Consider the following 23,864-nt stretch of genomic DNA (forward strand, 5'->3'; position numbering starts at 1 on the left):
TTGGTGTGCGAAAAATGGCCTGCAAACTGTTAGACTAGCAGCTTCCCATGAGTACCGAGAGCATAGAGAGCCTTCATGAATCCGTTCCAGATTGCCCCCTCCATTCTGTCCGCCGATTTTGCCCGACTCGGCGAAGAAGTCGATAACGTTCTGGCCGCCGGTGCCGACATCGTGCATTTCGATGTCATGGACAATCACTACGTCCCCAACCTGACCATCGGCCCGATGGTATGCGAGGCCCTGCGCAAGCACGGCGTCACCGCCCCCATCGACGTGCACCTGATGGTGTCACCGGTGGACGACCTGATCCGCATGTTTATCGACGCCGGTGCAACCTACATCACCTTTCACCCGGAAGCGTCCAATCACATTGACCGGTCGCTGCAACTGATCCGCGACGGCGGCTGCAAGGCGGGGCTGGTGTTCAATCCCGCCACATCCCTGCACTACATTGACCATGTCATGGACAAGCTGGACATGATCCTGCTGATGTCCGTGAACCCGGGTTTTGGTGGCCAGTCGTTTATCCCCGGCACCCTGGACAAATTGCGGGAAGCCCGCAAACGGATTGACGCCAGCAACTACAACATCCGTCTGGAAATCGACGGCGGCGTGAAAACCGACAACATCTGCGCGATCGCCGAAGCGGGCGCGGATACCTTTGTGGCCGGGTCTGCCATCTTCAAGACCGACGACTATAAGGCCACCATCGATGCCATGCGCGCGGAACTGGAGTTGGCCCGCAAGAGCATCAGCCAATGAGTCTTGCCGGGCTGTTCAGCCCACGGTGGCCGGGGGTGGCGCTGTTTGATCTGGACGGCACGCTGGTAGACAGTGCCCCGGACCTGGCTGCAGCCGTCGACACCATGCTGGAGCAACTGGGACGCCGCAAAGCCGGCCCTGACAATGTTCGCAACTGGGTTGGCAACGGTGCCTCCGTACTGGTGCGCCGGGCACTGGCAGGCAAAGCCGACTGGGAACCGGCCACGGCAAAAGACGAGGCCCTTTACAAGGACGCCCTGTCACTGTTTTTTTACGCCTACGAAAAGGCCAACGGGCAACACGCCAAACTCTATGAAGGCGTTGAACCCTGCCTGCAGCGACTGACCGAATACGGATGCCGCCTGGGTGTGGTCACCAACAAGCCGGAGCAGTTTGTTGCGCCGTTAATGAAACAGATGGGCATCGACCACTACTTCAAGATCTGCGTGGGTGGCGACACTCTGCCAGTAAAGAAACCCGACCCGGCGCCACTGATTCACGCCATGGAAGCACTGGGCGGCACCCGCGGCACCACGGTAATGATCGGCGATTCCGCGGCCGACATCAGCGCCGCCCGGGCCGCCAGCATCCCATGCGTGGCGGTGCGCTACGGCTATAATTTCGGAGCACCGGCGGATGCACTCAGGGCCGACGCAACGGTTGATTCGCTGACACAGCTTTTGTAATCTCACAGGACGTTGATTTTGAAACTTTTCATTCGGGAGATTCCTGCCATGCAGGGACTGAATCTGACTGCAGATCGCGGCGCGCATAGCAGCGTACTGACCAGCCGCACGACTCGCTGGTGGCGATGGCGCACGGCTTGAGCTTGCCCTTTCATGGCACATGACAGCGATGACCGTTGCCGTGCCAAATTGCAGAACAGATGTCAGGAACTACTCTCATGATACCCGAGCAATTCGCCGAGCTTGCACAGGCCGGCTATAACCGCATCCCCGTTTACCGCGAAGTTCTGGCCGACCTGGATACGCCGCTGAGTACCTACCTCAAGCTGGCCAGTGGCCCCTATTCCTACCTGTTTGAATCCGTGCAGGGCGGCGAGAAATGGGGCCGATACTCCATCATCGGCCTGCCCAGCGTGGAAGTGTTGAAGGTGTACGGTGAAAAAATCACCATCACCCGCTCCGGACAGGTGGTTGAAGAAGCCACTGCCGATGACCCGCTGGCCTTTATCGAGGACTACCAGACCCGCTTCAACGCCCCGGACCTGGAAGAGCTGCCCAGATTCAATGGCGGCCTGGTGGGCTACTTCGGCTATGACACGGTCCGCTACATCGAGCCCCGGCTCAAGCCAAGCTGCCCGCCGGACCAGATCGGCACAGCGGACATCCTGTTGATGGTGTCGGACGAAATCGTGGTGTTCGACAACCTCCGGGGCAAACTGCACCTGATTGTGCACGCCGATCCGAATGAAGACGGCGCTTACGAGAAAGCCCAGAAGCGGATCGACGAGCTGGAGTCCCGGCTGCACCGGCAGACCTCCGATGCGCCCCAGACGCCGGCTCATCTCAGCGGTAAAACCGTCGACGAGAGCGATTTCGTCTCCGGCTTCAACCAGGACAAATTCGAAGCGGCCGTGGGCAAGATCAAGGAATACGTGCTGGACGGCGACGTGATGCAGACGGTGATTTCCCAGCGCATGTCGATTCCGTTCGAGGCACCACCGCTGAACCTGTATCGCTCGTTGCGGGTTCTGAATCCGTCGCCCTACATGTATTTCCTGGATCTGGACGACTTCCACATCGTCGGTTCGTCACCGGAAATCCTGGCGCGGGTGGAAGATGACGAAGTCACCGTTCGCCCCATCGCCGGCACCCGCAAACGCGGCGCCACCGATGCCGAAGACAAGGCCCTGGAAAGTGAACTGCTGGCCGACCCCAAGGAAATTGCCGAGCACCTGATGCTGATCGACCTGGGCCGCAACGACGCCGGCCGCGTATCAGAAACCGGCACGGTGAAGCTGACCGACAAGATGATCGTGGAGCGCTACTCCCACGTGATGCACATTGTCTCCAACGTCACCGGCCGTCTGAAAGAGAACACCAGCTGCCTGGACGTACTGCGGGCCACCCTGCCGGCAGGCACGCTGAGCGGCGCGCCGAAGATCCGCGCCATGGAAATCATCGACGAGCTGGAGCCGGTAAAACGCGGCGTCTACGGCGGTGCCGTAGGCTATCTGTCGTTCAACGGCAACATGGACACGGCCATTGCTATCCGCACCGCCGTGATCAAGGACCAGACCCTGCACATCCAGGCAGGGGCCGGCGTGGTAGCCGATTCGGTGCCCCGCCTCGAGTGGAAAGAAACCATGAACAAGGGCCGCGCGATCTTCCGCGCGGTAGCCATGACCTACAACGATTTCGACCACTGAGGCGGAGGACAAGATTATGTTGCTGATGATCGATAACTACGATTCCTTCACCTACAACGTGGTGCAGTATCTGGCAGAGCTGGGTGCGGACGTGCAGGTGTACCGGAATGATGAAATCACCATCGAGAAGATTGAAGAACTGAACCCGGAGCGCCTGGTAATCTCGCCCGGCCCCTGCACGCCCAACGAGGCGGGCATTTCCATGGCAGCCATCGAACACTTCGCGGGCAAGCTTCCGATTCTGGGCGTGTGCCTGGGCCATCAGGCCATCGGCCAGGTATTCGGCGGCAATGTCATCCGCGCCGGGCGGGTCATGCACGGCAAGGTGTCGCCGGTGTTCCATCGGGACCAGGGCGTATTTCGTGGCCTGAACAATCCGCTTCAGGCAACCCGCTATCACAGCCTGGTCATCGAAAAAGAGTCACTGCCGGATTGCCTGGAAGTCACCGCCTGGACCCGCCACGATGACGGCTCGGTAGAGGAAATCATGGGCGTCCGACACAAGACCCTGCCCATCGAAGGCGTTCAGTTCCACCCTGAGTCGATTATGACTGAGCAGGGGCATGAGCTGCTTCGGAACTTTCTCCGGGGTTAGTTTTGTTTGTTGGCCTCGGGGGCTGGATCTGGATTCGGTCAACGAGGGGGATCGCCTTCCCAAACCGTGCGGAGCCATGGATGGCGGAGCCCGAGCCGCACAGGGACGTCTTGAGGCGATTTTGCGAAGTAGCTATCCCACCCAGCGGCCATGCACCCAGGCCAGAGGGCTGACCGAGCAAGAGGTCCTACACTAGCCAGGAACTTGCTAAGCTAGAACCAAACACAGAATACAAGAAGCAGATTGACCCAAGGGGCCCACGAATGGACATGAAAGAAGCACTGAACCGCATTGCCTCCAACCTGGATTTATCCACGGAGGAAATGAAGGACGTTATGCGGATCGTCATGAAAGGCGAGGCCAGCGATGCGCAGATCGGGGCGTTTCTGATGGGGCTGCGCCTGAAGAGTGAAACCATTGACGAAATCGCCGGCGCCACCGAGGTGATGCGTGAGCTGGCGACCAAGGTCACCGTGAATGCCGAGCCGCTGGTGGACATTGTTGGCACCGGCGGTGACGGGGCCAATCTGTTTAATGTGTCCACCGCTGCGTCTTTTGTCGTGGCTGCCGCCGGCGGTTTTGTGGCCAAGCATGGCAACCGGGCAGTTTCTTCGAAAAGCGGCAGTGCCGACCTGTTGGAAAAGCTGGGCATCAACCTGCAGATGGCGCCGGAAGAAGTGGCCCGGTGCGTGGAACAGATCGGCGTTGGCTTCATGTTTGCGCCCGCCCATCACAGCGCCATGAAACACGCCATTGGCCCGCGCAAGGAACTGGGCTGCCGCACCATTTTCAATATCCTTGGCCCAATGACCAACCCCGCCAGCGTCAAGCGCCAGCTGGTTGGCGTGTTCAACCGGGAGCTCTGTCGCCCAATGGCCGAAGTGCTTTACCGCCTCGGCGCGACGCACATCATGGTGGTGTGCGCCAAAGACGGCCTGGACGAAATCAGCCTTGCCAGTGCTACCCATGTAGCCGAACTTAAGGATGGCGAGATTACCGAGTACGACATGACGCCGGAAGACGTTGGCATCAAGAGCCAATCGCTGGTCGGCCTGACCGTTGATACCGCAGACGATTCACTGAAACTGATCAAAGCCGCCTTTGGCCGGGGTCACGACGAAATGGCCGAGAAGGCCCGTGACCTTATTGCTCTCAATGCCGGAGCGGCGATTTATGTCGCCGGGCTGGCCAAGACCCCAACTGCTGGTGTCGACATGGCGCTCGATGCCATGGGCTCTGGGCTTGCTGCTGGCAAGATGTCGGAACTTGCCGACTTCTCCCAGTGCTTCTGATTAAACAGGCCTGAAAATGACTGAAAGACACCTGGACAAAACCCCCACGATTCTCCGGAAAATTGTTGACCGGAAATGGGAAGAAATTGACGAGCGCAAACGCGGGCTATCCATCGCCGACCTGAAAGCCATGGCCGGCGACCAGCCAGCTGCTCGCGGGTTTGCTGATGCCATGCGTTCACGCATCAACGCCAAAACCCCCGCCGTCATCGCCGAAATCAAAAAGGCCTCCCCCAGCAAAGGCGTCCTTCGCGACCCGTTTGAACCGGCCGCTATTGCTGAAAGCTACGAACAAGGCGGCGCGGCCTGCCTGTCAGTACTCACTGACCAGGATTTCTTCCAGGGCCATGAAGACTTCCTCAAAGCCGCCCGCAACGCCTGCAGCCTGCCGGTGATTCGCAAGGATTTCATGGTGGCGCCCTATCAGGTGTACGAGAGCCGCGCAATCGGCGCCGACTGCATCCTGCTGATCGCCGCCTGCCTGACCCGTGACCAGATGCAGGAACTGGAAGGCATCGCCCACGACATCGGGCTGGATGTTCTGGTGGAAGTGCATGACGGCGTGGAACTGGACGATGCGCTGACGCTGAAAACACCCCTGGTCGGCATCAACAACCGCAACCTGCACACCTTTGATGTCAGCCTGGATACCACCTTCGAACTGCATCACCGGATTTCGGAAGACCGGTTAACCATTACCGAAAGCGGCATCATGACGATTGATGATGTGAACGCCATGACAGAGCGGGGTATCTACGGTTTTCTGGTGGGTGAATCGTTCATGCGGGCAGAGGAACCAGGAAAAAGACTGAGCGAGTTTTTCTTTCCAGAACGCTAGCCCGTTCCTGCCTCGACCCTGGCTTTTGCGAGGTTCCCCCGAGGCTCGGGCCAGAACTAGCCCTCAGGATCAGCCAAAGCCTCCCGCAACAACGCCAACAGATGCGGCGGCATCCCCTCCGCCAGCTTCAAAGCCGCCTCATGCCCCCGATGGGACATCTTGCCCCAGGTCCGGCGCACGATACGCAGCCACTTCTCCCGGTCGTAATCCACCTTCTGCTCATAGAAATCAGCAAAATAACGCTCAAGGAACACCATGCACGCCACATCTTCCAGCAGCTGAGTGTCCTCATCCTGGCGCAACTCCCGCTTGGTCAGAATGGTTTCCACCCGCTGACACTCATCCTCCGGAAAACCACACTGCGCCATGATTTCCGCCGCCCGACGACCGTGCATCCGACCGCAGGCCTGACGCCACTGGTAGTAGGCCTTGCGGCCCTCCGGGAAATCACTGCGGGGCATGGTCCAGCGTTCGATGTGCTGGGCCCGGCAGGCCACCTGCATGCGTGGGGAGGGCACGGGCTCCAGCTCGAACAGCCAGCGGGTCATGTGCAGACTGTAGGCGTATTCCTTGGGCAGCCATTGCCCATCAACCTGCTCCTGATTGGGGTCCGCCTTGTTGGCAGAATCAATGGCATTCAATGCACAGGCAAGAGGCTGCTCGGTACTCATAATCACACCTTCGATGAGGGACGTTCCTTTATGCGCTCGAACCAGGCTTTCAGGTTCTCCTGCTCAGGACGGATGCGGATATCCACCACCCGTGCAAACGCCATGGTTGTAAAGGCATTGATGTCCGCCGCCGTGAACCGATCGCAACAGATGAAGTCCCGGCCTTCCAGATGCTTGTCCAGGAACCCCATGAATTTCTCCACGGTTTTCCCGCATTCCTCACCCCATTCCTTGATCGGATTCATGCGATCCTTGAAATAGCCGCTGGTGTGCTGGAAGCACATGCCGGTAGGCATGAAAAACGAAAACTCGATCCAACGCAGCCACTGCTCCACCTGCGCTTTTTCCAGCGGTGTATTGCCGAGCAACGTGGGCGAATCCGGATAGCTTTCCTCGAAATAGCGGCAGATTGCCATGGTTTCCGAAATACAGGTGCCGTCATCCAGTTCCATCACCGGCACCTTTTTCATGGGGTTTTTCGCCGCGTATTCCGGAGTCAGATTTTCACCCTTCTGCAGATCAATCTGAATGAACTCCGCCTCGTCCAGCAATCCTTTCTCGGCCATGAACATGCGGACACGACGGGGGTTGGGGGCGGTACTGGTTTCAAAAATTTTCATTGTTTTAGACTCCAAACTATCGGAAAAAACCGGTCTGACGGAAAGACTGACGCCCTATCGCCGAGGCGTCAAGCAAAGCGGAATAAGCATTTGCTCTGTAGTAACGTTTTACATGAATAGCTTGTAACTCTTGTCAGGATCATTACTCTAAAAGGTGAGCTGTAACCGGAACGAAACGATTTGAATCCTCAATTCCGCACAGAATCCAGTCTTCCCGTTGTATCCGATTCAGGATACAGCCTCCCTTCTTGCGACAGTCTTTTAACACAATGTCGCACTCCGAAAACCCCAAAAGGAGCATTCCTATGAGAAAGCTAACGCCTGTAGCGCTATTGTGCGCACTGTCAGCACCCTCACTCGCTTCAGCTGATTGCGGTGAAGTTTCCATCACCGAAATGGGCTGGGCATCCAACGCTGTGGTAACAGCCACCGCCAAGTTTCTTATGGAACAGGGCTATGGATGCGAGGTGACTATCGTTCCCTCTGACACCGTTCCTGCCGTCACCTCTGTTGCGGAAAACGGAGAGCCGGATATCGTCACCGAGCTATGGCTGAACTCCGCCGGCGAAGCTTACCTGGAGCTTGAAAAGCAGGGCAAGATCAAGCGCGTAGCCGAGGTTCTGGACCCGGGCGGCGTTGAAGGCTGGTGGATTCCAACCTATCTGGCCGAGAAGCATCCGGAACTGACCACCATTGAAGGCGTTATGGCTAACCCTGAACTGGTAGGCGGCCGCTTCAACAACTGCCCCAGTGGCTGGGGCTGCCGGGTGGTCAGTGACAACCTGGTCCGCGCCCTGGATCTGGAAGAATCCGGTCTCGAGGTGTTCAACCACGGATCCGGTGAAACCCTGGCTACCTCCATGGCATCCGCCGTGCAGAGTGAAGAGCCCTGGTTCGGCTACTACTGGGGACCGACCGTACCGCTCGGCAAGTACGACATGACCCGCGTGGATCTGGGTGAGGTCAAGCCTGAGGTACACCAGCGCAATCAGACCCAGGACGTCGAGAACCCGGGCGTTTCCGATTTCCCGGCGGCGACCATCCTGACCTCGGTCACCACCGATTTCAGTGATCGCGAGCCGGAAATCGCCGAGCTGATGAGCAACATGACCTTCAAGACCTCGACCATGAGTGCCCTGTTGGCCTGGATGGACGAAAACAATGCCTCTGCTGAAGAGGCGGCCGTTTACTTCCTGAGCAACAACAGTGACGTGTGGTCCGCCTGGTTGAATGACTCGGCCAGACAGAACCTTGCCTCCGTGATCGGAGAGTAAAAGCCCCAGAGAAGAGCCGGTTCGCCGGCTCTTCTTCTGTCTGGCTTGGAAAAAGTCATACGCGATACCTCATTCTGAATGTGGAACGGATACTGACCTCTCATGGCTACCTACGACTTTTTATTTTCTTCGCTCGGGCTAAAAGACTGGTGTGCCGAGGGCTCGAGCGACGCGCCCATGTCCATGGCTGCATTGCTTAACAAATCAAAAGGGACGGAAACACAGGAAGTGTCCATCTGGGAGCTGCCTTTTCCATCGATGGATGCGCTCAACGATGCCTGTGCGGCCTTTCCCAAATCCCGAGAGTTGACCAAGGGCCTTGAAGAAGGTTTCCTTGCGGTCAAAGACAACCTGAGCATTGTACTGGATCCGATTACCCAGCCCCTGAGTTGGGCTCTGGATGGCACCCTCTACGCCATGGTGAATGCTCCCTGGTGGATTGTTATTCCGCTGCTGCTGGCGGTGGTTCTGTTTGTTACCAAATCCTGGAAGCTGGTCGGCTTCGTGGCTGGCAGTCTTTGCCTGCTGGCCTTTATCGACTACTACGAATACGCCATGCAGACTCTGGCCATCATATTTGTCTGCGCTTTCCTGTGCGTGCTACTTGGTGTACCCATCGGCATTGCCATGTCCCGTAGCGACATGATGCAGAGGCTGACGGTTCCCGTGCTCGATATGCTGCAGACACTGCCGCCCTTCGTGTACCTGATTCCGCTGATTTTCCTGTTCAGCGTGACCGAATCGAAACTGTATGGCATCGCGATTATTCTGTACGCCATCGTGCCGGTCATCCGTCTGACCAACCTTGGCATACGGCTGGTGGACAAAGACGTGATGGAGGCGGCCAACGCCTTCGGCATGACCAGCCGCCAGAAGCTGTTCAAGGTGCAGATCCCGCTGGCGTTGCCCAACATCATGGCCGGCGTCAACCAGACCATCATGATGAGCCTGGCGATGGTGGTTATCGCCTCGCTGGTGTCGGCACCCGGCCTCGGTGTGCTGGTGCTTCAGGGCATCCGCAACCTGGAACTGGGCGTGGGCCTGGTGGCCGGCCTGGGCATTGTTATCCTGGCCGTGATTCTTGACCGGGTCACCAAAGCCTCATTGGCGCGTATCAACGCCTCGCAGAAACAATAAGGGAGCGAATCGTGGACCGGGACATCAAAATATCCATCAAGAATCTCTACAAGATCTTTGGCAGTGAACCGGAGATCGCCCTGGAGTACGTCAAGCGCGGCATGGGCAAGCCCGAGCTGCTGGAAAAACACAAGCATGTGCTGGGCCTGGAAGACATCAACGTAGACATGCAGGAAGGCGAAATCACGGTGATCATGGGACTGTCCGGCTCCGGGAAGTCCACCCTGATCCGCCACCTGAACCGGTTGATTGAACCGACCTCGGGGCAAATCATTCTCGACGGCGAAAACGTTCTCGACTTTGATGAAGAGCGTCTGCGCAAACTGCGCCGCGAAGGCATGTCCATGGTATTCCAGAAGTTTGCCCTGCTGCCCCACCGCACGGTACTCGAAAACGCCGGCATGGCGCTTTCAGTGAGGGGCTTCGGGGTGGAGGACTTCGAGTCGGAAGCCCGGAAATGGCTGGCCCGTGTGGGACTGGAGGGCAATGGCGACCAGTATCCCCACGAACTGTCCGGCGGCATGCAGCAGCGGGTGGGCATAGCCCGGGCGCTGGCCTCCAATTCCCCCATCATGCTGATGGACGAGGCCTTCTCTGCCCTCGATCCGCTGATCCGTTCCGATATGCAGGATCTGCTGCTGGAACTCCAGGAAGAGCTGCAGAAAACCATCGTGTTCATCACCCATGACCTGGACGAGGCCCTGAAACTGGCCGACCACCTGGTCATCCTCAAGGACGGCCACGTGGTGCAGCAGGGCGAACCCCAGGAAATACTGATGAATCCGAACGATCCGTACATTACTGATTTTATTTCGGATATCAACCGCGCCAGGGTGCTGCGGGTTCGCTCGGTGATGGAAAGAACGAAGGATGCACCATCGGAATGCGCCGGGGATGTGTCAGAGCATGACAACCTGGAGTCGGTCATTGCCAAATCCAACGGCAACACGGACCTGGTATATCGGGTTACTCGCAAAGGCAACCAGGTCGGCGTGCTGGACATGAAGGTTCTGGTAAAAGCGCTGGTTCCCACGGAAGCGTCAGACAGCAGTGAGCGCGCACAGCTCTAGTAAAGGCACGCCAGGTGTTTGGAAAGCTCTGGTCGCACAGTCCGGTCGGGTCTACAATGGAATTATGGCCTCGAGGCAGAGGCAACACCGACAGAGATCATGTGCAGAATCCTGACGTTTCTGATCATCCTCGCACTACTGAGTGGCTGTTTCGGGGCTGACGAGCCGACAGCCACACAGGATGTGCTGCCTGAAAACATATCCAGTCCTGAACCACCTCCTGAAATTCCAACGCCCGCCGAGACAGACCGCCAGATTGTTCTGGTAGCCGATCCCTGGTGCCCCCACAACTGCGCCGTCGATGCCCCCCAGAAAGGCTACATGGTGGACATCGCCCGGGAAGCTCTGGCGATGGCCGGTTACACCCTCGAATACCGCAATATCAGTTGGGCAAGAGCGCTGAGAATGGCGCGCCAGGGCAAAGTGCATGGCGTGGTGGGCGCCTTCAGGACGGACGCACCGGATTTTGTGTTCCCGGATGTGGCGCAGGGTCGCGCTTCGATCGGTCTTTACACCAGCCCCGACAGCGACTGGCGCTACACCGGAATTGCATCCCTGGAAAACCGGAACCTGCTGGCCATCAACGGTTATTCCTACACAGCCGAACTGGATGCCTATATCGATAACAACCGGGAAAACCGGGAAAGAATCTGGATTTTGTCTGGCCCGGCACCGCTGGAACGTGCCCTGAGTCTGCTGGAAAAGCAGCGGGGAGATCTGTTTGCCGAAGACGATTACGTGATGGACTGGGCGGTCCGCAACAACCCGGAAATTGACCGGCCCCGCAGAGCCGGCCAAGTCGGCGAAACCCTCTCCTATGTTGCCTTTTCGCCTGCACTCAGCAACTCCGACGAGCTGGCCCGGCTGCTATCTGAAGGCACCCGGGCACTGATCGACAATGGCCGTATAAACGCCATTCTGAACAGCTACGGCCTTAGCGCGAGGCCGGAAGCGCCCTGAGTTTTGCGCCATTGACGGAGGTAATCACCAACGCCCCCTGAGCGCTGATATCGAAAGTCCGGGCCGACTCAAGCAGGCGCAGAAACCGATCCTCCTGATCCATTAACGGCGAAGGGCAGGCTTTGCGTGTCGACGCCAGTTTTCCCATCTCGATAGTGGCACCGGTCAGGGACCAGTTGCCGGTGTATCGGTTGCAGGAGGCGGTGCCGTGGATACGACCATCCGGCATGAACTCCAGGGTGGCACGGGATTTTTCTTCCAGACCGCGACCGGCGATGTCCTCGACATCCCATTCAGTGCCGGTAAGCAGTTGCCTGGGGTCGCCACCGCACCCCGATGTCATGTCACCGTTGAGAATCAGACGCACCTGGTATGGATGGGGCATGCCGGACATCGAGTCCCGGCAGAGCTGGGCGCGGTGACTACCTCAATGACCAGGCCCTCGCGGGAGGCCCTGAAACGGCGACCCGTTCCGGACTTGTCGACAGTCTGGTAGCGCAGCTCTTCGATGGGCAATGAGGGGCGCTCCAGTACAAGCTGGCCCGGCTCGATGATCACGTGCCAGAAAGGCTCGTTTCCTGTCGCCCTGAACGGCTTATCGATGCCCCCCGCTTCCCCGGCCCCGGAAATCTCCGGCGGCTTTTCCGGGCTGGAAGAGCAGCCCGCCAGTGCGGTTGCCAGCAACAAGCCCACCAATACCCGTGCGTGAATTGCTTTCATTCGGTCAATCTCCTTTTCAACCTGCCTGTGGTAGTGCCACTGAGTGTCAGTGAACGGAAGTCTACTTCAGCCAGCCCCGGAATCCATACCATTTCCCGCCAGAAGGCATTACTCTTGTGCCACTAATTGACTGCAAGGAGGCTCTTGTCCATGGCTCTTCAACTCTATCAGTTTGCGATATCCCATTACTGCGAAAAAGTCCGCTGGGCGCTGGATTTCAAGGGCATTAACCACCAGACGGTCAACCTTCTTCCCGGCCAGCATGTGAATGCCCTTAAAAAGCTGGGCGCGGACGCCTCCTCGGTGCCGGTCATCGTCCACGATGGCCGTTGCGTTCAGGGTTCCGCCCGAATTATCGACTATCTGGAGGAGACCTTCCCTGAACGCCCGCTGACCCCGTCTGACCCTGCCGCCCGTGAACAGGCTCTGGCCTGGGAGCAGCGCATGGATGATGAACTGGGGCCCGCGGTTCGCTGTTTTGCCTACCACTATTTCCTGCAGCGCCCGAAAGTGGTGACGCCCATGCTGACAGCGGGTACGCCCTTCTATAACCGCTATCTTATCCGGCTGGCGTTCAGCCGGGTGGATGAAATCATGCGCAAATGGATGAAGATCAACGAAAAAACCGCCAACACGTCCCGCGAGATCATGGAGCGTTACCTGACCGAACTGGCCGGGGCCTATGAGAAATCCCCCTTCCTGGCCGGTGGCAGCTTTAGCCGGGCGGACCTGACCGCCGCGGCGTTTCTCGCGCCCATGTTTCAGCCGCCGCAATACCCGGTGCCCTGGCCCGAGCCGAAACGTATTCCCGAACCCGTGCGGGACTGGCTGGCCCAATGGCAGCCCCAATTGCAGACTCTGGAAGACCTTTACCTCGCTAACCGGTAAACCCCTGCCTCCGGTCCCGTCCCGGTGATCGACCGGTCCAGCGACGGTAGGCCCGGTTAAACGCGCTCTGCTCGGAAAACCCGAGCAGTAGCGCAATGTCCGCCAGGGTCAGCGACGGGTCTTCCAGATACTGGTGAGCCAGTTGTTCCCGGCTGCGATCCAGCCATTGCTGCCAGCTCAGCCCGTGGCGGGCCAGCCGCCTCTGCAGGGTTCTCGGCGACATATGCATGGCCGCCGCAGCCCGGGCCAGAGTGGGCTCCCCGTCCGACAGCATGCGTAATACCACCCGTTGCATCTGCCGGTCCGATTCAGAGCTCTGGGGCAACGCCTGCAGCATGGCCCGGGCCTGCCTGTCGAGCAGCCGCCGAAGCGTGGGGTCACGCCGGGGCATGGGCAGGCCCAGATATTCAAGCGGGAAACGCACCCGCACATAGCGGTCGTTCCAGGTTACCGGGCAGCCGAAAAACGTCTCATAGGCGCGGGCCGTTTGCGAATCCACATCGTGGAGAAAGCTGATGCCCGACGGTGGAGGCGGCTGGTCGATCTGGCGGCGCAGAAAAGTCACCAGCGCCGCTATCGCCACGCCGTCTGCCTGTTGACCCAGCTCATTGTCTGAGGCGGGCCATCGGATTTCCGCCTCACTTTCCGTGTTACCAATTTCCGCCAGGCTGGTACCGTAAAACAGGGTTTCGTAGCGCTGATACGCCAGCATGGCCTCGCCCAGGGTATCGGTGGCCAGCACCAGGTAGCCCAGAACGCCCACATGACGTGGCGTCACGCACGCCCCAACTTCCAGCTCCGGTGCTGGCCGGTGACGTGCCAGGGCCAGGCCATCCGCCAGCATCCGCCGCCACACCTCCACCGGCACATTGTCCTGGGTCGACCAGCGGGCCAGCTGGGGTCGCAGGGTTTCCGCCTCCAGCTTTTGCTGGTCCAGCCAGTCCTTCAAAAGCCCGGTCCAGGCGCCGGTTACGCGTATGACGCTTGCCACTGTTTTGTGCTCCCGTTCGGAATTTCCGGCAGATGACATGAATAGTCAATTTTATGGCGTGTATTGTCAATTCTACTGGATAAGCCCGCGCGACACTGACGGTCTACGAACAACCATGAGACTTCCCCGTCATGACCCTGATAGACATGATGACCAATGCCCTGAACGAGAGCGGACTGCTGACGCTCTGGCAGACCCTGGCCCCGTGGCTGGCACTGGACGAACGCCAGCTGATTTTCATGATTGCCACGCCGGTCTTTATCGCCGTTGCGGTCTGGGAATATTTCCGGATTCGCCACAACCCGGCAAAAATGGACGTGCGGGAAGCGATTCGCAATTTTGCCCTCGGCGCCGGCTACCAGACCACCGAATTGCTCTTTGCCGGGCTAATCGCGTTTCCGGTATACGCCCTGTGCTATCACTTCCGGCTGCTGGATCTGGAGCTGAACGCTCTGACCGTGGCGCTGACCTTTATCGGGGTCGATTTCTGCTTCTACTGGATGCACCGTTGCAGCCACCGGGTTCGCTGGTTCTGGGCGGCCCATGTGGTTCACCATTCCTCTGAGCGGATGAACTTTTCCACTGCCATGCGCCAGAACGCCACCAATATTTTCAACGGTAACTGGACCTTCTACCTGCCCCTGGCGCTGATCGGGTTCAACCCGGTCTGGATCGGCGTGGCCTATGCCCTGTCGCTGGTGTACCAGTTCTTCATTCACACCACCGTGATCGACAAACTGCCCTGGCCTGTTGAGATGGTGTTCAATACCCCCAGCCATCACCGAGTGCACCATGGCCGGAACCCCGGCTATATTGATCGCAATTACGGCGGCACCCTGATTATCTGGGACCGGCTGTTCGGCACCTTTGTGGCGGAAGACGAACAGGCGCCACCGGAGTACGGCATTACCACCCCGGTCCCGTCCAACAACCTGCTGGTACTCTGGACCCACGAATACCGGGATATGTTCCGGGATATGGCCCGGCCAGGACCGCTTGCCCAGAAGCTGAAACACCTCTGGAAACCGCCGGAGTGGCAACGCAAAGGCGGTTCCCGGTAGACTTCATCCTCTCCAATAAAAACACAGACGGACCTGACCCCAATGAACGCACAGGAACGCTTTATTGCCAGCACGGACAGCCATCGCATCCCTTTGCTGTGCTGGATTCCGGACCAGGCCAGCCAGGTTCTGGTCATTGCGCACGGCATGGCCGAACACGCCGCCCGTTATGAGCCGCTTGCCCACTGGCTGAACGAACGTGGTGTTGCAGTCTACGCCATTCAGCACCGGGGCCACGGCCCCCATTGCCCGCCGGAAAACCGGGGCCATTACGCCGATAAGGACGGCTGGCAGAAGGTGATTGACGACCTGTCGCTGGTGATTCAGCACGCCCGATCAGAATACCCGGATCGTCCCCTGAGTCTTTTCGGACATAGCATGGGATCGTTCATTGCCCAGGCCTATGTGCAGCAATACGGCGAGCAGATTGATAACCTGCTGCTATGTGCCACCAACCGTATTGACCGCCTCAAGCTCGCCCCCTATCTCGGGCTGGTAAAGCTGATTAAGCTGTTGCGGGGCAAGCACCATCGCAGCCCGCTGATCGACACCCTCTCCTTCGACGCCTTCAACAAGGAATTTGCACCCAACCGGACCGGCCACGACTGGCTAAGCCGTGATCCTTCCCACGTGGACCGCTATGAAAACGACCCGCTTTGCGGCTTCTCATGCACCGTCGGGCTCTGGACCGACTTTATTGGTGGCATGCTGAGCCTGAACCCGGCCCAGTGGCGCAAGGACCTGCCCGTCAACCTGATGGCGGGCGACCAGGACCCGGTGGGTGAAATGGGCAAGGGCTTTAACCGTCATATTGCCAACCTCCGCAGGGCGGGCGTCAGGGTGGTTTCAGAACGGCTATTCCCGGGCGCCCGTCATGAACTGGTGAACGAAACCGTAGCCGACGAGGTGTGGAATCACATTTATCAGTGTCTGTTGCCCGCAAAACCATGACGGCGACCGCTCCGGAACGCTAAGATCACCCCTACGCTATTCCACACCCTATGCTAAAACGGGTTTTCACAACGGGAGCCGCCCATGTTTACCAATCGAGTCGTCTGGATTACCGGTGCTTCGTCCGGCATCGGTGAGGCCCTGGCCCTGCGTTTTGCCCGGGACAATGCCCGGCTGGTGCTGTCGGCCCGGCGGCAATCGGAACTTGAACGGGTAAAGCAGCGTTGCATCGACTCCGGAGCCGCGGAAGCCAATCTGTTTGTGCTGCCGCTGGACGTGACCGAGCTGGACGCGCTGCCTGGCAAGGTGTCGGAAGTGCTCGAGCGTTACAGCCAGATTGATATGCTGATCAATAATGCCGGGGTATCCCAGCGATCCCTGTGCAAGGATACCGAGCTATCGGTCTACCAGCGGCTGATGGACGTGGATGTGATGGGCCAGATTGCCCTGACCAAGGCGGTGCTGCCCCATATGCTGGAACGCCGTTCCGGCCATCTTGCGGTGACCGCCAGCGTGGCCGGCAAAGTTGGCGTGCCCATGCGCACCGGCTATTGCGCTGCCAAGCATGCGGTAATGGGCTTCTTTGACGCCCTTCGGGCCGAAGTGGAAGACGACGGCATTCTGGTGTCCACCATCACCCCCGGCTTCATCCGCACCGACATTTCCCGTAACGCCCTGGCCGCCGATGGCTCCGCGTTCGGCGAAGAAGACGAGGACATTGCCGGCGGCATGGATGTCGGCGAATGTGCGGACGTCATTGTCAAAGGTCTGGACAAGGGCCAACGCGAAATTCCGGTGGGCAAAGGCAAGGAAATGGCTGCCCTTTGGGTCAAACGCCTGGCTCCGGAAATGATGTTCAAGATGGCCAAGAAGCAGAACTGACCGACTGTGGCTGTGATGGTAAAGACCGGATTTTCCATGTTCCGCGGGCTGATCCTGGCTCTGGTGCTTGTCCCGGCCCTCGCGACCGGGGCAGAAGCGAGGCTGGCCGTCGCCGCCAATTTCTTTGCCACCACCCAGGTTCTTGCTGACCTCTTCAGACAGACCACAGAGCACAGTATTGTTATCAGCTATGGCTCGACGGGAAAGCTCTACGCCCAGATCCGCCAGGGCGCGCCCTTTGACGTGTTCATGGCCGCCGATCAGTGGCGCCCGGAACGGTTGGAAGCCCTGGGGTTAACCGAGCCCGACACCCGTTTTACCTATGCCATCGGCCGTCTTGCCCTATGGAGCCCCGACCCGGATGCCTTTTCCGATCCCGAGGCCTTCCTGGCCGGCAGTTTCCAGCGGCCTCTGGCCATTGCCAATCCGGCCACGGCGCCCTATGGCCTGGCGGCGCAACAGGCCCTGACAAAACTCGGCTTGTGGCAGCAGCTTGAGGCCGGGCTGGTGCGGGGAGAATCCATCGCCCAGACGTTCCAGTTCGTTGCCACCGGCAATGCCAGGGGCGGATTTATTGCGCTGACACAGCTGCTAACCGAAAATCGGGACGGATCCGTGTGGCGAGTGCCTACTGATCTGCACGAGCCCATTATCCAGCAGGCCACGTTGCTGGAACGGGCCAGGGACAACCCCGCGGCGCTGGCCTGGATGACTTTTCTGAAATCGCCCGAGGCGCGGGCCATCATCCGCAGCCACGGCTATGATCTGACGGAATCACTATGACCCCGGAATGGTCGACAATCTGGCTGACACTCAAGCTCGCCGCCATCACCACCACTGTGCTGCTGGTGATCGGCACGCCGCTGGCCTGGTGGCTGGCCCGCAGCAAGCACTGGCTACGCCAGCCGGTTGCCGCGGTGGTTGCCCTGCCGCTGGTACTGCCACCAACCGTGCTGGGCTTTTATCTGTTGCTGCTGATGGGGCCTGAGGGCACGGTCGGCCAACTGACCCAGTGGCTGGGACTGGGCACCCTGCCTTTCACTTTTGCCGGCCTGGTGGTTGCCTCGGTACTCTATTCGCTGCCGTTTACCGTCCAGCCACTGCAGAACGTTTTTTCCACGGTCAACGGCCGGTTGCTGGAAGTGGCGGCGACCCTTCGGGCATCGCCGCTGGACCGTTTCTTCACCGTGGTGATTCCCCTGGCCCGCCCGGGCTTTCTGACGGCGGCGGTGCTGACCTTTGCCCACACCCTGGGCGAGTTCGGAGTGGTGCTGATGATCGGCGGCAATATCCCCGGTGAAACCCGGGTGCTGTCCGTGGCAATCTACGATCATGTGGAAACCCTGAACTACGGTCAGGCCCACCTGCTGGCCGGCGGCATGCTGGCCTTCTCATTCCTGGTGCTAATGACCCTCTACCTGATTAACGGACGCATCAGTGAGCGGGGCCTGCATTCATGAGAGAGAGTCAGGTTCAGGCACAGTTCAAGGCCCAGCTGGGCAGCTTTCACCTGGACGTATCCCTGACGCTGCCCGGCTCGGGCGTCACCGCCATTTTCGGCCACTCCGGCTGCGGTAAAACGACGCTTCTCAGATGCATGGCCGGCCTGCAGGACGGAGAAGGCCTGATGCGGGTCAATGGCTCGCTGTGGCAGGACGGGAACCTGAACCTGCCGACCCACAGGCGCCCACTCGGGTATGTTTTTCAGGAAACCGGCCTATTGCCCCATCTGTCGGTGGAAGCCAACCTGTTGTTCGGCTACCGCCGCGTACCGGAGTCCGAGCGCCGGATTGCCCCAGACCAGGTCGTCTCCTGGCTGGGGCTGGCGCCCCTGATGAAACGCAGGCCCGAGAGTCTCTCAGGCGGCGAGCGGCAGCGCGTGGCCATAGGCCGTGCACTTCTGACAAGCCCCCGCCTGCTTTTGCTGGACGAACCGGTATCGGCACTCGACGAACCCGGCAAACGCGAGGTTCTGGGATATCTTGAGAGCTTACGCGCACACCTGGATATCCCCATGGTCTACGTCTCCCACTCGGTGAGCGAGGTGGCCCGTCTGGCGGACCATTTGGTGATCATGCGTAAAGGCAAAGTGATGTCGGAAGGCGGCCTTCAGGCCATGCTGGCACAACCCGATGAGACGCTGGCGCTACGAGAAGGTGCGTCGGTGGTTGTGCCCGCCCGGATCAGCCAACAGGACCCGCAGTGGCACCTTTGTCTGGCCAGGTTCGATGGCGGTGAACTCTGGCTGCGGGATCATCAGGGGCTGGAGCCGGGCACTGAGGTGCGGCTGCGGGTCATGGCGAAGGACGTCAGCATTGCCCTTAATCCGCACCACGACCAGAGCATTCAGAATGTTCTGGCGGCAAGGGTCACGGACATAGTGCCTCAACAGGACACGGGTGTGAGCACCCTGCGCCTGCTGGCGGGCAGAACGCCCTTTCTTGCAAAGGTGACCTCACGGTCGGTGCAGCAACTGGGGTTACAGGAAGGCGCCAGCGTGTGGCTTCAGATCAAGAGTGTGGCGATTATCGAATAGCGGCGGGCCCGGGCGGCCCGCCTGCCTGCTGGCTCAACGGGTGCCGTAGACAACCATGGTTTTACCCTTAACCCGGACCAGGCCCTGATCCTCCAGGGTCTTCAGTACGCGCCCCACCATCTCCCGGGAGCAGCCCACAATACGGCCGATTTCCTGGCGGGTGATCTTGATCTGCATGCCGTCCGGGTGGGTCATGGCGTCCGGCTCCTTGCAAAGATCAAGAAGGGTACGGGCAACTCGGCCGGTAACGTCGAGAAACGCCAGATCGCCAACCTTGCGGGTGGTCTGGCGCAGGCGCGAGGCCATCTGCTCGCCGATGAAATACAGCACCCTTGGGTCCTGCTGGGCGATTTCCCGGAACTTGGTGTAGCTGATTTCAGCCACTTCGCACTCGCTCTTGGCCTTAACCCAGGCGCTACGGGAATCCATATTGTCGAACAGCCCCATCTCACCGAAAAAATCACCGGCGTTGAGGTAGGCCATGATCATTTCGCGGCCGTCGTCGTCCTCAATAATGACGGTCACCGATCCCTTCACGATGTAAAACAGGGAATCGCTTTTGTCACCGGCGTAGATAATCGTGCTTTTGGCGGGATAGCGCCTGCGATGGCATTGGGACAGGAAATAGTCCAGGTGCTTGGTTTTTTGCTCAACCGGCTTGACGATAGTAGCCATAGTGCGGGACATGCCTCCTTAGAACTGGCGGGAATTCAGGAATTGTTGTTATTTACCCTGCTTTCCTTGCGGGCTTTTCATGAATGAGCGGACCTTATAACAAGAAGGGCCTGCCTCGGCAACTGCAAACAGTATAGCCCAGATCCATGGTTCTGCCCTACCTCCCTCTTAGCAGGGCTGTCCATACTGCCTATCCACCACTGCCCGCCAGCAGGTCGATATGCTAGCATCCGTGACCAGTAAAACCTGAATTTACCGGAGTAGCTGCGGATGAAAGCAACCATAGACTGGACCGGGAATGCCGGCTTCAAAGCAACCAGTGGAAGCGGGCACGCCGTCCAGCTGGACGGGCCACCGGATCACGGTGGAAAAAACCAGGGGCCCCGTCCCATGGAGATGGTGTTGATGGGACTGGGTGGCTGCTCATCGTTCGATGTCATGAGCATTCTCCAGAAGAGTCGCCAGGATGTCACCGACTGTCATACCGAGCTGGAAGCCGAACGGGCAGAGGCTGTGCCCTCGGTGTTTACACGGATTCACCTGCACTTTGTGGTCACCGGCAATGGCCTGAAAGAAAACCTGGTAAAGCGCGCCGTCAGCCTTTCGGCTGAAAAATACTGCTCAGCGTCTATCATGCTGGTAAAAGGCGGTGTGGAAATCACCCACAGTTACGAAGTTCGGGCCGCGTCCTGAGGCAGGATTGGCTCTACCCAACGCAAGCGCCAGTGTGCATAATACGCGGCTTTTCCGGCCGGCATGAGCGACATGGCACGCAACCATGACCACTGACATTCGACTGACTCCGGACTATTCCGAACTCCTGGGGGGAGGCTGAACATGGAATCCAAACTACAGCTTCATGGTTTCAATAACCTGACCAAATCGCTGAGCTTCAACATCTACGACATCTGCTACGCGCAGACCGAAGAGCAACGTAAGGCCTACATTGATTATATCGATGAGATGTACAATGCCGAGCGCCTGACCCAGATTCTGACAGACGTGGTCAAGATCATCGGCGCCAACGTGCTGAATATTGCCCGCCAGGACTACGAGCCCCATGGTGCGTCGGTCACCATGCTGATTGCCGAACACGAGATCAGCGACGGCGAGCCGGACAACGAAGAATCACCCGGCCCCCTGCCCGACACCATCCTTGCGCACCTGGACAAGAGCCATGTGACGGTTCACACCTACCCGGAAAGCCACCCCTATGAGGGCATCAGCACCTTCCGGGCAGACATAGACGTGTCCACCTGTGGCCTGATTTCGCCGCTGAAAGTACTGAACTACCTGATCCACAGTTTTGATTCCGATGTGGTCACCGTCGATTACCGCGTCCGCGGCTTCACCCGCGACGTCGACGGCCGGAAGCACTACATCGACCACGACATCAACTCGATTCAGAACTATCTGACCGAGGATACCCAGAACGCCTACCAGATGATTGACGTCAACGTGTATCAGGAGAACATGTTCCACACCAAGATGATGCTCAAGAACTTCAAGCTGGATAACTATGTGTTCGGAGTAAACGCAGAGGATCTGGACCCGGCGGAAGCCCAGTCCATCGAGGACCGCCTGCGCCGCGAGATGCTCGAGATTTTCTACTCCCGCAACGTCGAATAGCGCCCCCGCAAACCGGTTCCGGCCAGCCTTCGATCCCCCAGGGCCGGAACCGTCAGTTTTTTTGATGGCCCTCTCCAGAATTCTTCGTTTTATAGATCGCCGGTCATAGCCTCTAATAGCATTATCTGCTGAACAAGGAGACTGCCATGTTATCAAGATCCATTACCCGCCGCATTGCTGCGATGGAAACATCGGACGGCGCCGGTGTGCGCATCAAACGCTCCCTGGGCCAGAGCCCACACACCCGGCTCGACCCCTACCTGATGCTGGACGAGTTCGGCTCGGACCAGCCCCAGGACTACATTGCCGGTTTTCCGTCCCACCCCCACCGCGGGTTTGAAACCGTTACCTACATGATCGAAGGGCACATGCTGCACGAGGACCACCTGGGTAACCGTGGCAACCTGAAAAACGGCGGTGTGCAATGGATGACGGCCGGGCGCGGCATTGTGCACTCGGAAATGCCCCAGCAGGAATCCGGTCAGATGCGCGGCTTCCAGCTTTGGCTCAACCTGCCGGCCGCGGAGAAAATGAAACCGGCCGGTTACCGGGATATCCAGCCGGAGGAAATACCGGACCTGCCCCTCGGGGATGCTCGGGTCAAACTGGTCGCCGGTTCGCTGTCTATCGGGGAAGAGGTTCATGAAGGCGCCGTGACCGGCGGTTCCACCCAGCCCCTATATGCGGATATTCATCTTCCGGCCAATGGCGAGGTGCAACTGCCGGTGGCGCAGGGCCTGGCCGGCCTGGTCTATCTCTATGAGGGCAGCGCCGGGCTGAAGACCGATAACGGCACCGAGGAACTGGCGCGCTCGTCTGCCCACATCCTGTCCGATGGCGACCGCATCGAGCTAAAAGCAGGCACTGAAGGCGCCAGGGTCTTGCTGATCGCCGGCCGGCCGATTGGCGAACCGGTGGTGCAGTACGGCCCGTTCGTAATGAACAGCCGCGAGGAAATCGAGCAGACGCTACAGGATTACCGTGATGGCCGGCTGACAGCCTGAATGTGGACTCGCCGTTGGCGCTCAGGCGAACGGCTTGTGCGCCATCAGCTCCAGTACCATCGGGCGCATGATCAGATCCATGGCCAATGACAGTTTTGTGCCCGGTATCACCAGCGTGTCGTACCGGGACAGATGGCTGCCGGCAATCATCTGTAGCAGATAGGGAAAGTCCACCTCGGAGGAGTCCCGAAAGCGGATCACCACCATGCTCTCGTCTTCGGTGGGCACATCCCTCACCACAAACGGATTGGACGTATCCACCAGCGGAATGCGCTGGAAATTCACATGAGTATGAGAGAACTGCGGCACGATGTCGTGAACGTAGTCGTCCATGCGATTGATTATGGTTTCCACCACCGCATCCTGGGAATAGCCCCGGATGTTGGTATCCCGGTGGATTTTCTGGATCCACTCCAGATTGACAATCGGCACCACGCCTACCAGCAAGTCCACGTGCTGGGCAATGTTGTAGGTGTCGCTGATCACCCCGCCATGCAGGCCCTCGTAGAACATAAGATCGGTATCCGCCGCCAGCGGCCCCCAGGGGGTAAAAGTGCCGGGCTTGAAGCCTTCGGCGATCAACTGCCGGTCTTCGTCATGGACGTACTGGCGATACTGGCCGTTGCCCGTGTGGCCGTAGTCATAGAACAGCGCTTCCAGCTTGTCGATATGGTTGGCGGCCAGGGCAAAGTGGTTGCGCTCCCCGAACTGGCCCTTGGCAGCCAGGCGCGCCATCTGTGCCCGACTGTACCGGTGAAAGCTGTCACCCCCGACCATGGCGGCGTGAAGCGACTCGCTGGCGAACAACCGGCGGAATATGCGGCCGGTGGTGGTGGTACCCGCGCCGGAGGAGCCGGTAACTGCAATGATCGGATGGCGTTTTGACATGGTGCTAGGGCGTCCGAGGTAGCAATCA

Annotated in this window: 28 protein-coding genes; 21 read left to right on the forward strand and 7 right to left on the reverse strand. The window is 59.1% G+C overall.

The genetic code is table 11. From position 1 onward, the window contains the following. Positions 1 to 75: 75 nt before the first annotated feature. The 7 genes from rpe (at position 76) to trpC (ending at position 5,879) form a co-directional block, all read left to right on the forward strand. Positions 76 to 762 (forward strand): ribulose-phosphate 3-epimerase, encoded by a 687-nt coding sequence (gene rpe, locus FPL19_RS05290; protein ID WP_150911294.1) that lies wholly within the window; start codon positions 76 to 78, stop codon positions 760 to 762. After that, positions 759 to 1,448, forward strand: coding sequence for a phosphoglycolate phosphatase (locus FPL19_RS05295; protein WP_150911296.1), 690 nt, complete (start codon positions 759 to 761; stop codon positions 1,446 to 1,448). Before rpe ends, FPL19_RS05295 begins: the two co-directional genes overlap by 4 nt. An 18-nt stretch (positions 1,449 to 1,466) precedes the next feature. Beyond that, entirely contained in the window at positions 1,467 to 1,589 is a 123-nt protein-coding gene (locus FPL19_RS17730) for a hypothetical protein (RefSeq protein ID WP_263656784.1), read from the forward strand. Positions 1,590 to 1,666: 77 nt separating this feature from the next. Next, a complete protein-coding gene (gene trpE, locus FPL19_RS05300; protein ID WP_150911298.1) occupies positions 1,667 to 3,154 on the forward strand; it encodes an anthranilate synthase component I in 1,488 nt (495 codons plus the stop codon). A gap of 16 nt (positions 3,155 to 3,170) precedes the next feature. Beyond that, positions 3,171 to 3,749, forward strand: coding sequence for an aminodeoxychorismate/anthranilate synthase component II (locus tag FPL19_RS05305; RefSeq protein WP_150911300.1), 579 nt, complete (start codon positions 3,171 to 3,173; stop codon positions 3,747 to 3,749). Positions 3,750 to 4,012: 263 nt separating this feature from the next. Then, entirely contained in the window at positions 4,013 to 5,041 is a 1,029-nt protein-coding gene (gene trpD, locus FPL19_RS05310; protein WP_150911301.1) for an anthranilate phosphoribosyltransferase, read from the forward strand. 16 nt (positions 5,042 to 5,057) lie between these two features. Continuing rightward, complete coding sequence (gene trpC / locus FPL19_RS05315; RefSeq protein WP_150911302.1) at positions 5,058 to 5,879, forward strand: indole-3-glycerol phosphate synthase TrpC; 822 nt, start codon at positions 5,058 to 5,060, stop codon at positions 5,877 to 5,879. Positions 5,880 to 5,935: 56 nt separating this feature from the next. Here trpC and FPL19_RS05320 read toward each other — a convergent pair whose 3' ends face one another. Both FPL19_RS05320 and FPL19_RS05325 read right to left on the reverse strand, forming a co-directional pair. Next, on the reverse strand, positions 5,936 to 6,550 hold the full coding sequence (locus FPL19_RS05320; protein WP_150911303.1) for a DUF4202 domain-containing protein: 615 nt from the start codon (positions 6,548 to 6,550) through the stop codon (positions 5,936 to 5,938). Between the two features lie 2 nt (positions 6,551 to 6,552). Continuing rightward, the gene (locus FPL19_RS05325) at positions 6,553 to 7,170 is read right to left on the reverse strand and encodes a glutathione S-transferase family protein (RefSeq protein ID WP_150911304.1); all 618 of its coding nucleotides are present in this window, start codon (positions 7,168 to 7,170) and stop codon (positions 6,553 to 6,555) included. Between the two features lie 305 nt (positions 7,171 to 7,475). Between FPL19_RS05325 and FPL19_RS05330 the strand changes: the two genes are divergently transcribed. From FPL19_RS05330 to FPL19_RS05345, 4 genes are all read left to right on the forward strand, one after another. Then, positions 7,476 to 8,444 carry an ABC transporter substrate-binding protein gene (locus tag FPL19_RS05330; protein ID WP_150911305.1) on the forward strand — a complete coding sequence of 323 codons (969 nt, stop codon included), beginning with the start codon at positions 7,476 to 7,478 and terminating at the stop codon, positions 8,442 to 8,444. A 102-nt stretch (positions 8,445 to 8,546) separates the two neighbouring features. Continuing rightward, positions 8,547 to 9,581: an ABC transporter permease gene (locus tag FPL19_RS05335; protein ID WP_150911306.1), complete on the forward strand. Its 1,035-nt coding sequence runs from the start codon at positions 8,547 to 8,549 to the stop codon at positions 9,579 to 9,581. 11 nt (positions 9,582 to 9,592) lie between these two features. Further along, positions 9,593 to 10,651 (forward strand): quaternary amine ABC transporter ATP-binding protein, encoded by a 1,059-nt coding sequence (locus FPL19_RS05340; RefSeq protein WP_150911307.1) that lies wholly within the window; start codon positions 9,593 to 9,595, stop codon positions 10,649 to 10,651. A gap of 99 nt (positions 10,652 to 10,750) precedes the next feature. Then, a complete protein-coding gene (locus FPL19_RS05345) occupies positions 10,751 to 11,611 on the forward strand; it encodes a substrate-binding periplasmic protein (RefSeq protein ID WP_225314302.1) in 861 nt (286 codons plus the stop codon). Here FPL19_RS05345 and FPL19_RS05350 read toward each other — a convergent pair. Together FPL19_RS05350 and FPL19_RS05355 are read right to left on the reverse strand one after the other, a co-directional pair. Further along, the gene (locus FPL19_RS05350; protein ID WP_191965219.1) at positions 11,586 to 11,996 is read right to left on the reverse strand and encodes an META domain-containing protein; all 411 of its coding nucleotides are present in this window, start codon (positions 11,994 to 11,996) and stop codon (positions 11,586 to 11,588) included. The genes FPL19_RS05345 and FPL19_RS05350 overlap by 26 nt on opposite strands. Next, positions 11,969 to 12,331 carry a hypothetical protein gene (locus FPL19_RS05355; protein ID WP_150911309.1) on the reverse strand — a complete coding sequence of 121 codons (363 nt, stop codon included), beginning with the start codon at positions 12,329 to 12,331 and terminating at the stop codon, positions 11,969 to 11,971. Before FPL19_RS05355 ends, FPL19_RS05350 begins: the two co-directional genes overlap by 28 nt. A 150-nt stretch (positions 12,332 to 12,481) precedes the next feature. Here FPL19_RS05355 and FPL19_RS05360 point away from each other — a divergent pair, with 150 nt between their 5' ends. Then, on the forward strand, positions 12,482 to 13,219 hold the full coding sequence (locus FPL19_RS05360; RefSeq protein ID WP_150911310.1) for a glutathione S-transferase family protein: 738 nt from the start codon (positions 12,482 to 12,484) through the stop codon (positions 13,217 to 13,219). On the opposite strand, the gene FPL19_RS05365 is transcribed toward FPL19_RS05360, so the two are convergent. Beyond that, on the reverse strand, positions 13,209 to 14,210 hold the full coding sequence (locus FPL19_RS05365; RefSeq protein ID WP_150911312.1) for a helix-turn-helix domain-containing protein: 1,002 nt from the start codon (positions 14,208 to 14,210) through the stop codon (positions 13,209 to 13,211). The genes FPL19_RS05360 and FPL19_RS05365 overlap by 11 nt on opposite strands. Before the next feature lie 131 nt (positions 14,211 to 14,341). On the opposite strand from FPL19_RS05365, the gene FPL19_RS05370 reads away from it, so the two are divergent. From FPL19_RS05370 to modC, 6 genes are all read left to right on the forward strand, one after another. After that, positions 14,342 to 15,271 (forward strand): sterol desaturase family protein, encoded by a 930-nt coding sequence (locus FPL19_RS05370; RefSeq protein ID WP_150911314.1) that lies wholly within the window; start codon positions 14,342 to 14,344, stop codon positions 15,269 to 15,271. Positions 15,272 to 15,313: 42 nt separating this feature from the next. Continuing rightward, positions 15,314 to 16,222, forward strand: a complete 909-nt coding sequence (locus FPL19_RS05375) for an alpha/beta hydrolase (RefSeq protein WP_150911316.1) — start codon at positions 15,314 to 15,316, stop codon at positions 16,220 to 16,222. Positions 16,223 to 16,306: 84 nt separating this feature from the next. Next, positions 16,307 to 17,104, forward strand: coding sequence for an SDR family oxidoreductase (locus tag FPL19_RS05380; protein WP_150911318.1), 798 nt, complete (start codon positions 16,307 to 16,309; stop codon positions 17,102 to 17,104). A gap of 15 nt (positions 17,105 to 17,119) precedes the next feature. After that, complete coding sequence (modA, locus tag FPL19_RS05385; RefSeq protein WP_225314377.1) at positions 17,120 to 17,887, forward strand: molybdate ABC transporter substrate-binding protein; 768 nt, start codon at positions 17,120 to 17,122, stop codon at positions 17,885 to 17,887. After that, positions 17,884 to 18,564, forward strand: coding sequence for a molybdate ABC transporter permease subunit (gene modB / locus FPL19_RS05390; RefSeq protein WP_150911320.1), 681 nt, complete (start codon positions 17,884 to 17,886; stop codon positions 18,562 to 18,564). The genes modA and modB overlap by 4 nt, the downstream gene beginning before the upstream one ends. Beyond that, positions 18,561 to 19,640 carry a molybdenum ABC transporter ATP-binding protein gene (modC, locus tag FPL19_RS05395; protein WP_150911322.1) on the forward strand — a complete coding sequence of 360 codons (1,080 nt, stop codon included), beginning with the start codon at positions 18,561 to 18,563 and terminating at the stop codon, positions 19,638 to 19,640. The genes modB and modC overlap by 4 nt, the downstream gene beginning before the upstream one ends. Before the next feature lie 33 nt (positions 19,641 to 19,673). Here the strand turns inward: modC and crp are convergent, their stop codons facing one another. Beyond that, positions 19,674 to 20,315: a cAMP-activated global transcriptional regulator CRP gene (crp, locus tag FPL19_RS05400; RefSeq protein ID WP_036132755.1), complete on the reverse strand. Its 642-nt coding sequence runs from the start codon at positions 20,313 to 20,315 to the stop codon at positions 19,674 to 19,676. A 270-nt stretch (positions 20,316 to 20,585) separates the two neighbouring features. On the opposite strand from crp, the gene FPL19_RS05405 reads away from it, so the two are divergent. From FPL19_RS05405 to FPL19_RS05415, 3 genes are all read left to right on the forward strand, one after another. Next, positions 20,586 to 21,008 carry an OsmC family protein gene (locus tag FPL19_RS05405; protein ID WP_150911324.1) on the forward strand — a complete coding sequence of 141 codons (423 nt, stop codon included), beginning with the start codon at positions 20,586 to 20,588 and terminating at the stop codon, positions 21,006 to 21,008. A 144-nt stretch (positions 21,009 to 21,152) separates the two neighbouring features. Beyond that, on the forward strand, positions 21,153 to 21,944 hold the full coding sequence (gene speD / locus FPL19_RS05410) for an adenosylmethionine decarboxylase (RefSeq protein WP_150911326.1): 792 nt from the start codon (positions 21,153 to 21,155) through the stop codon (positions 21,942 to 21,944). Positions 21,945 to 22,090: 146 nt separating this feature from the next. Further along, positions 22,091 to 22,948: a pirin family protein gene (locus FPL19_RS05415; RefSeq protein WP_150911328.1), complete on the forward strand. Its 858-nt coding sequence runs from the start codon at positions 22,091 to 22,093 to the stop codon at positions 22,946 to 22,948. Between the two features lie 21 nt (positions 22,949 to 22,969). On the opposite strand, the gene FPL19_RS05420 is transcribed toward FPL19_RS05415, so the two are convergent. After that, positions 22,970 to 23,836, reverse strand: coding sequence for a phosphoribulokinase (locus FPL19_RS05420; protein ID WP_150911330.1), 867 nt, complete (start codon positions 23,834 to 23,836; stop codon positions 22,970 to 22,972). Positions 23,837 to 23,864: the final 28 nt, after the last annotated feature.

This window comes from Marinobacter halotolerans (genome assembly GCF_008795985.1).
Classification (GTDB): Bacteria; Pseudomonadota; Gammaproteobacteria; order Pseudomonadales; family Oleiphilaceae; genus Marinobacter; species Marinobacter halotolerans.

Coding starts and splice junctions, on each gene's coding strand:
- rpe (WP_150911294.1), top strand. CDS start 76: ATGAATCCGTTCCAGATTGCCCCCTCCATTCTGTCCGCCGATTTTGCC.
- FPL19_RS05295 (WP_150911296.1), top strand. CDS start 759: ATGAGTCTTGCCGGGCTGTTCAGCCCACGGTGGCCGGGGGTGGCGCTG.
- trpE (WP_150911298.1), top strand. CDS start 1,667: ATGATACCCGAGCAATTCGCCGAGCTTGCACAGGCCGGCTATAACCGC.
- FPL19_RS05305 (WP_150911300.1), top strand. CDS start 3,171: ATGTTGCTGATGATCGATAACTACGATTCCTTCACCTACAACGTGGTG.
- trpD (WP_150911301.1), top strand. CDS start 4,013: ATGGACATGAAAGAAGCACTGAACCGCATTGCCTCCAACCTGGATTTA.
- trpC (WP_150911302.1), top strand. CDS start 5,058: ATGACTGAAAGACACCTGGACAAAACCCCCACGATTCTCCGGAAAATT.
- FPL19_RS05320 (WP_150911303.1), bottom strand. CDS start 6,550: ATGAGTACCGAGCAGCCTCTTGCCTGTGCATTGAATGCCATTGATTCT.
- FPL19_RS05325 (WP_150911304.1), bottom strand. CDS start 7,170: ATGAAAATTTTTGAAACCAGTACCGCCCCCAACCCCCGTCGTGTCCGC.
- FPL19_RS05330 (WP_150911305.1), top strand. CDS start 7,476: ATGAGAAAGCTAACGCCTGTAGCGCTATTGTGCGCACTGTCAGCACCC.
- FPL19_RS05335 (WP_150911306.1), top strand. CDS start 8,547: ATGGCTACCTACGACTTTTTATTTTCTTCGCTCGGGCTAAAAGACTGG.
- FPL19_RS05345 (WP_225314302.1), top strand. CDS start 10,751: ATGTGCAGAATCCTGACGTTTCTGATCATCCTCGCACTACTGAGTGGC.
- FPL19_RS05350 (WP_191965219.1), bottom strand. CDS start 11,996: ATGCCCCATCCATACCAGGTGCGTCTGATTCTCAACGGTGACATGACA.
- FPL19_RS05355 (WP_150911309.1), bottom strand. CDS start 12,331: ATGAAAGCAATTCACGCACGGGTATTGGTGGGCTTGTTGCTGGCAACC.
- FPL19_RS05360 (WP_150911310.1), top strand. CDS start 12,482: ATGGCTCTTCAACTCTATCAGTTTGCGATATCCCATTACTGCGAAAAA.
- FPL19_RS05370 (WP_150911314.1), top strand. CDS start 14,342: ATGACCCTGATAGACATGATGACCAATGCCCTGAACGAGAGCGGACTG.
- FPL19_RS05375 (WP_150911316.1), top strand. CDS start 15,314: ATGAACGCACAGGAACGCTTTATTGCCAGCACGGACAGCCATCGCATC.
- FPL19_RS05380 (WP_150911318.1), top strand. CDS start 16,307: ATGTTTACCAATCGAGTCGTCTGGATTACCGGTGCTTCGTCCGGCATC.
- modA (WP_225314377.1), top strand. CDS start 17,120: ATGGTAAAGACCGGATTTTCCATGTTCCGCGGGCTGATCCTGGCTCTG.
- modB (WP_150911320.1), top strand. CDS start 17,884: ATGACCCCGGAATGGTCGACAATCTGGCTGACACTCAAGCTCGCCGCC.
- modC (WP_150911322.1), top strand. CDS start 18,561: ATGAGAGAGAGTCAGGTTCAGGCACAGTTCAAGGCCCAGCTGGGCAGC.
- crp (WP_036132755.1), bottom strand. CDS start 20,315: ATGGCTACTATCGTCAAGCCGGTTGAGCAAAAAACCAAGCACCTGGAC.
- FPL19_RS05405 (WP_150911324.1), top strand. CDS start 20,586: ATGAAAGCAACCATAGACTGGACCGGGAATGCCGGCTTCAAAGCAACC.
- speD (WP_150911326.1), top strand. CDS start 21,153: ATGGAATCCAAACTACAGCTTCATGGTTTCAATAACCTGACCAAATCG.
- FPL19_RS05415 (WP_150911328.1), top strand. CDS start 22,091: ATGTTATCAAGATCCATTACCCGCCGCATTGCTGCGATGGAAACATCG.
- FPL19_RS05420 (WP_150911330.1), bottom strand. CDS start 23,836: ATGTCAAAACGCCATCCGATCATTGCAGTTACCGGCTCCTCCGGCGCG.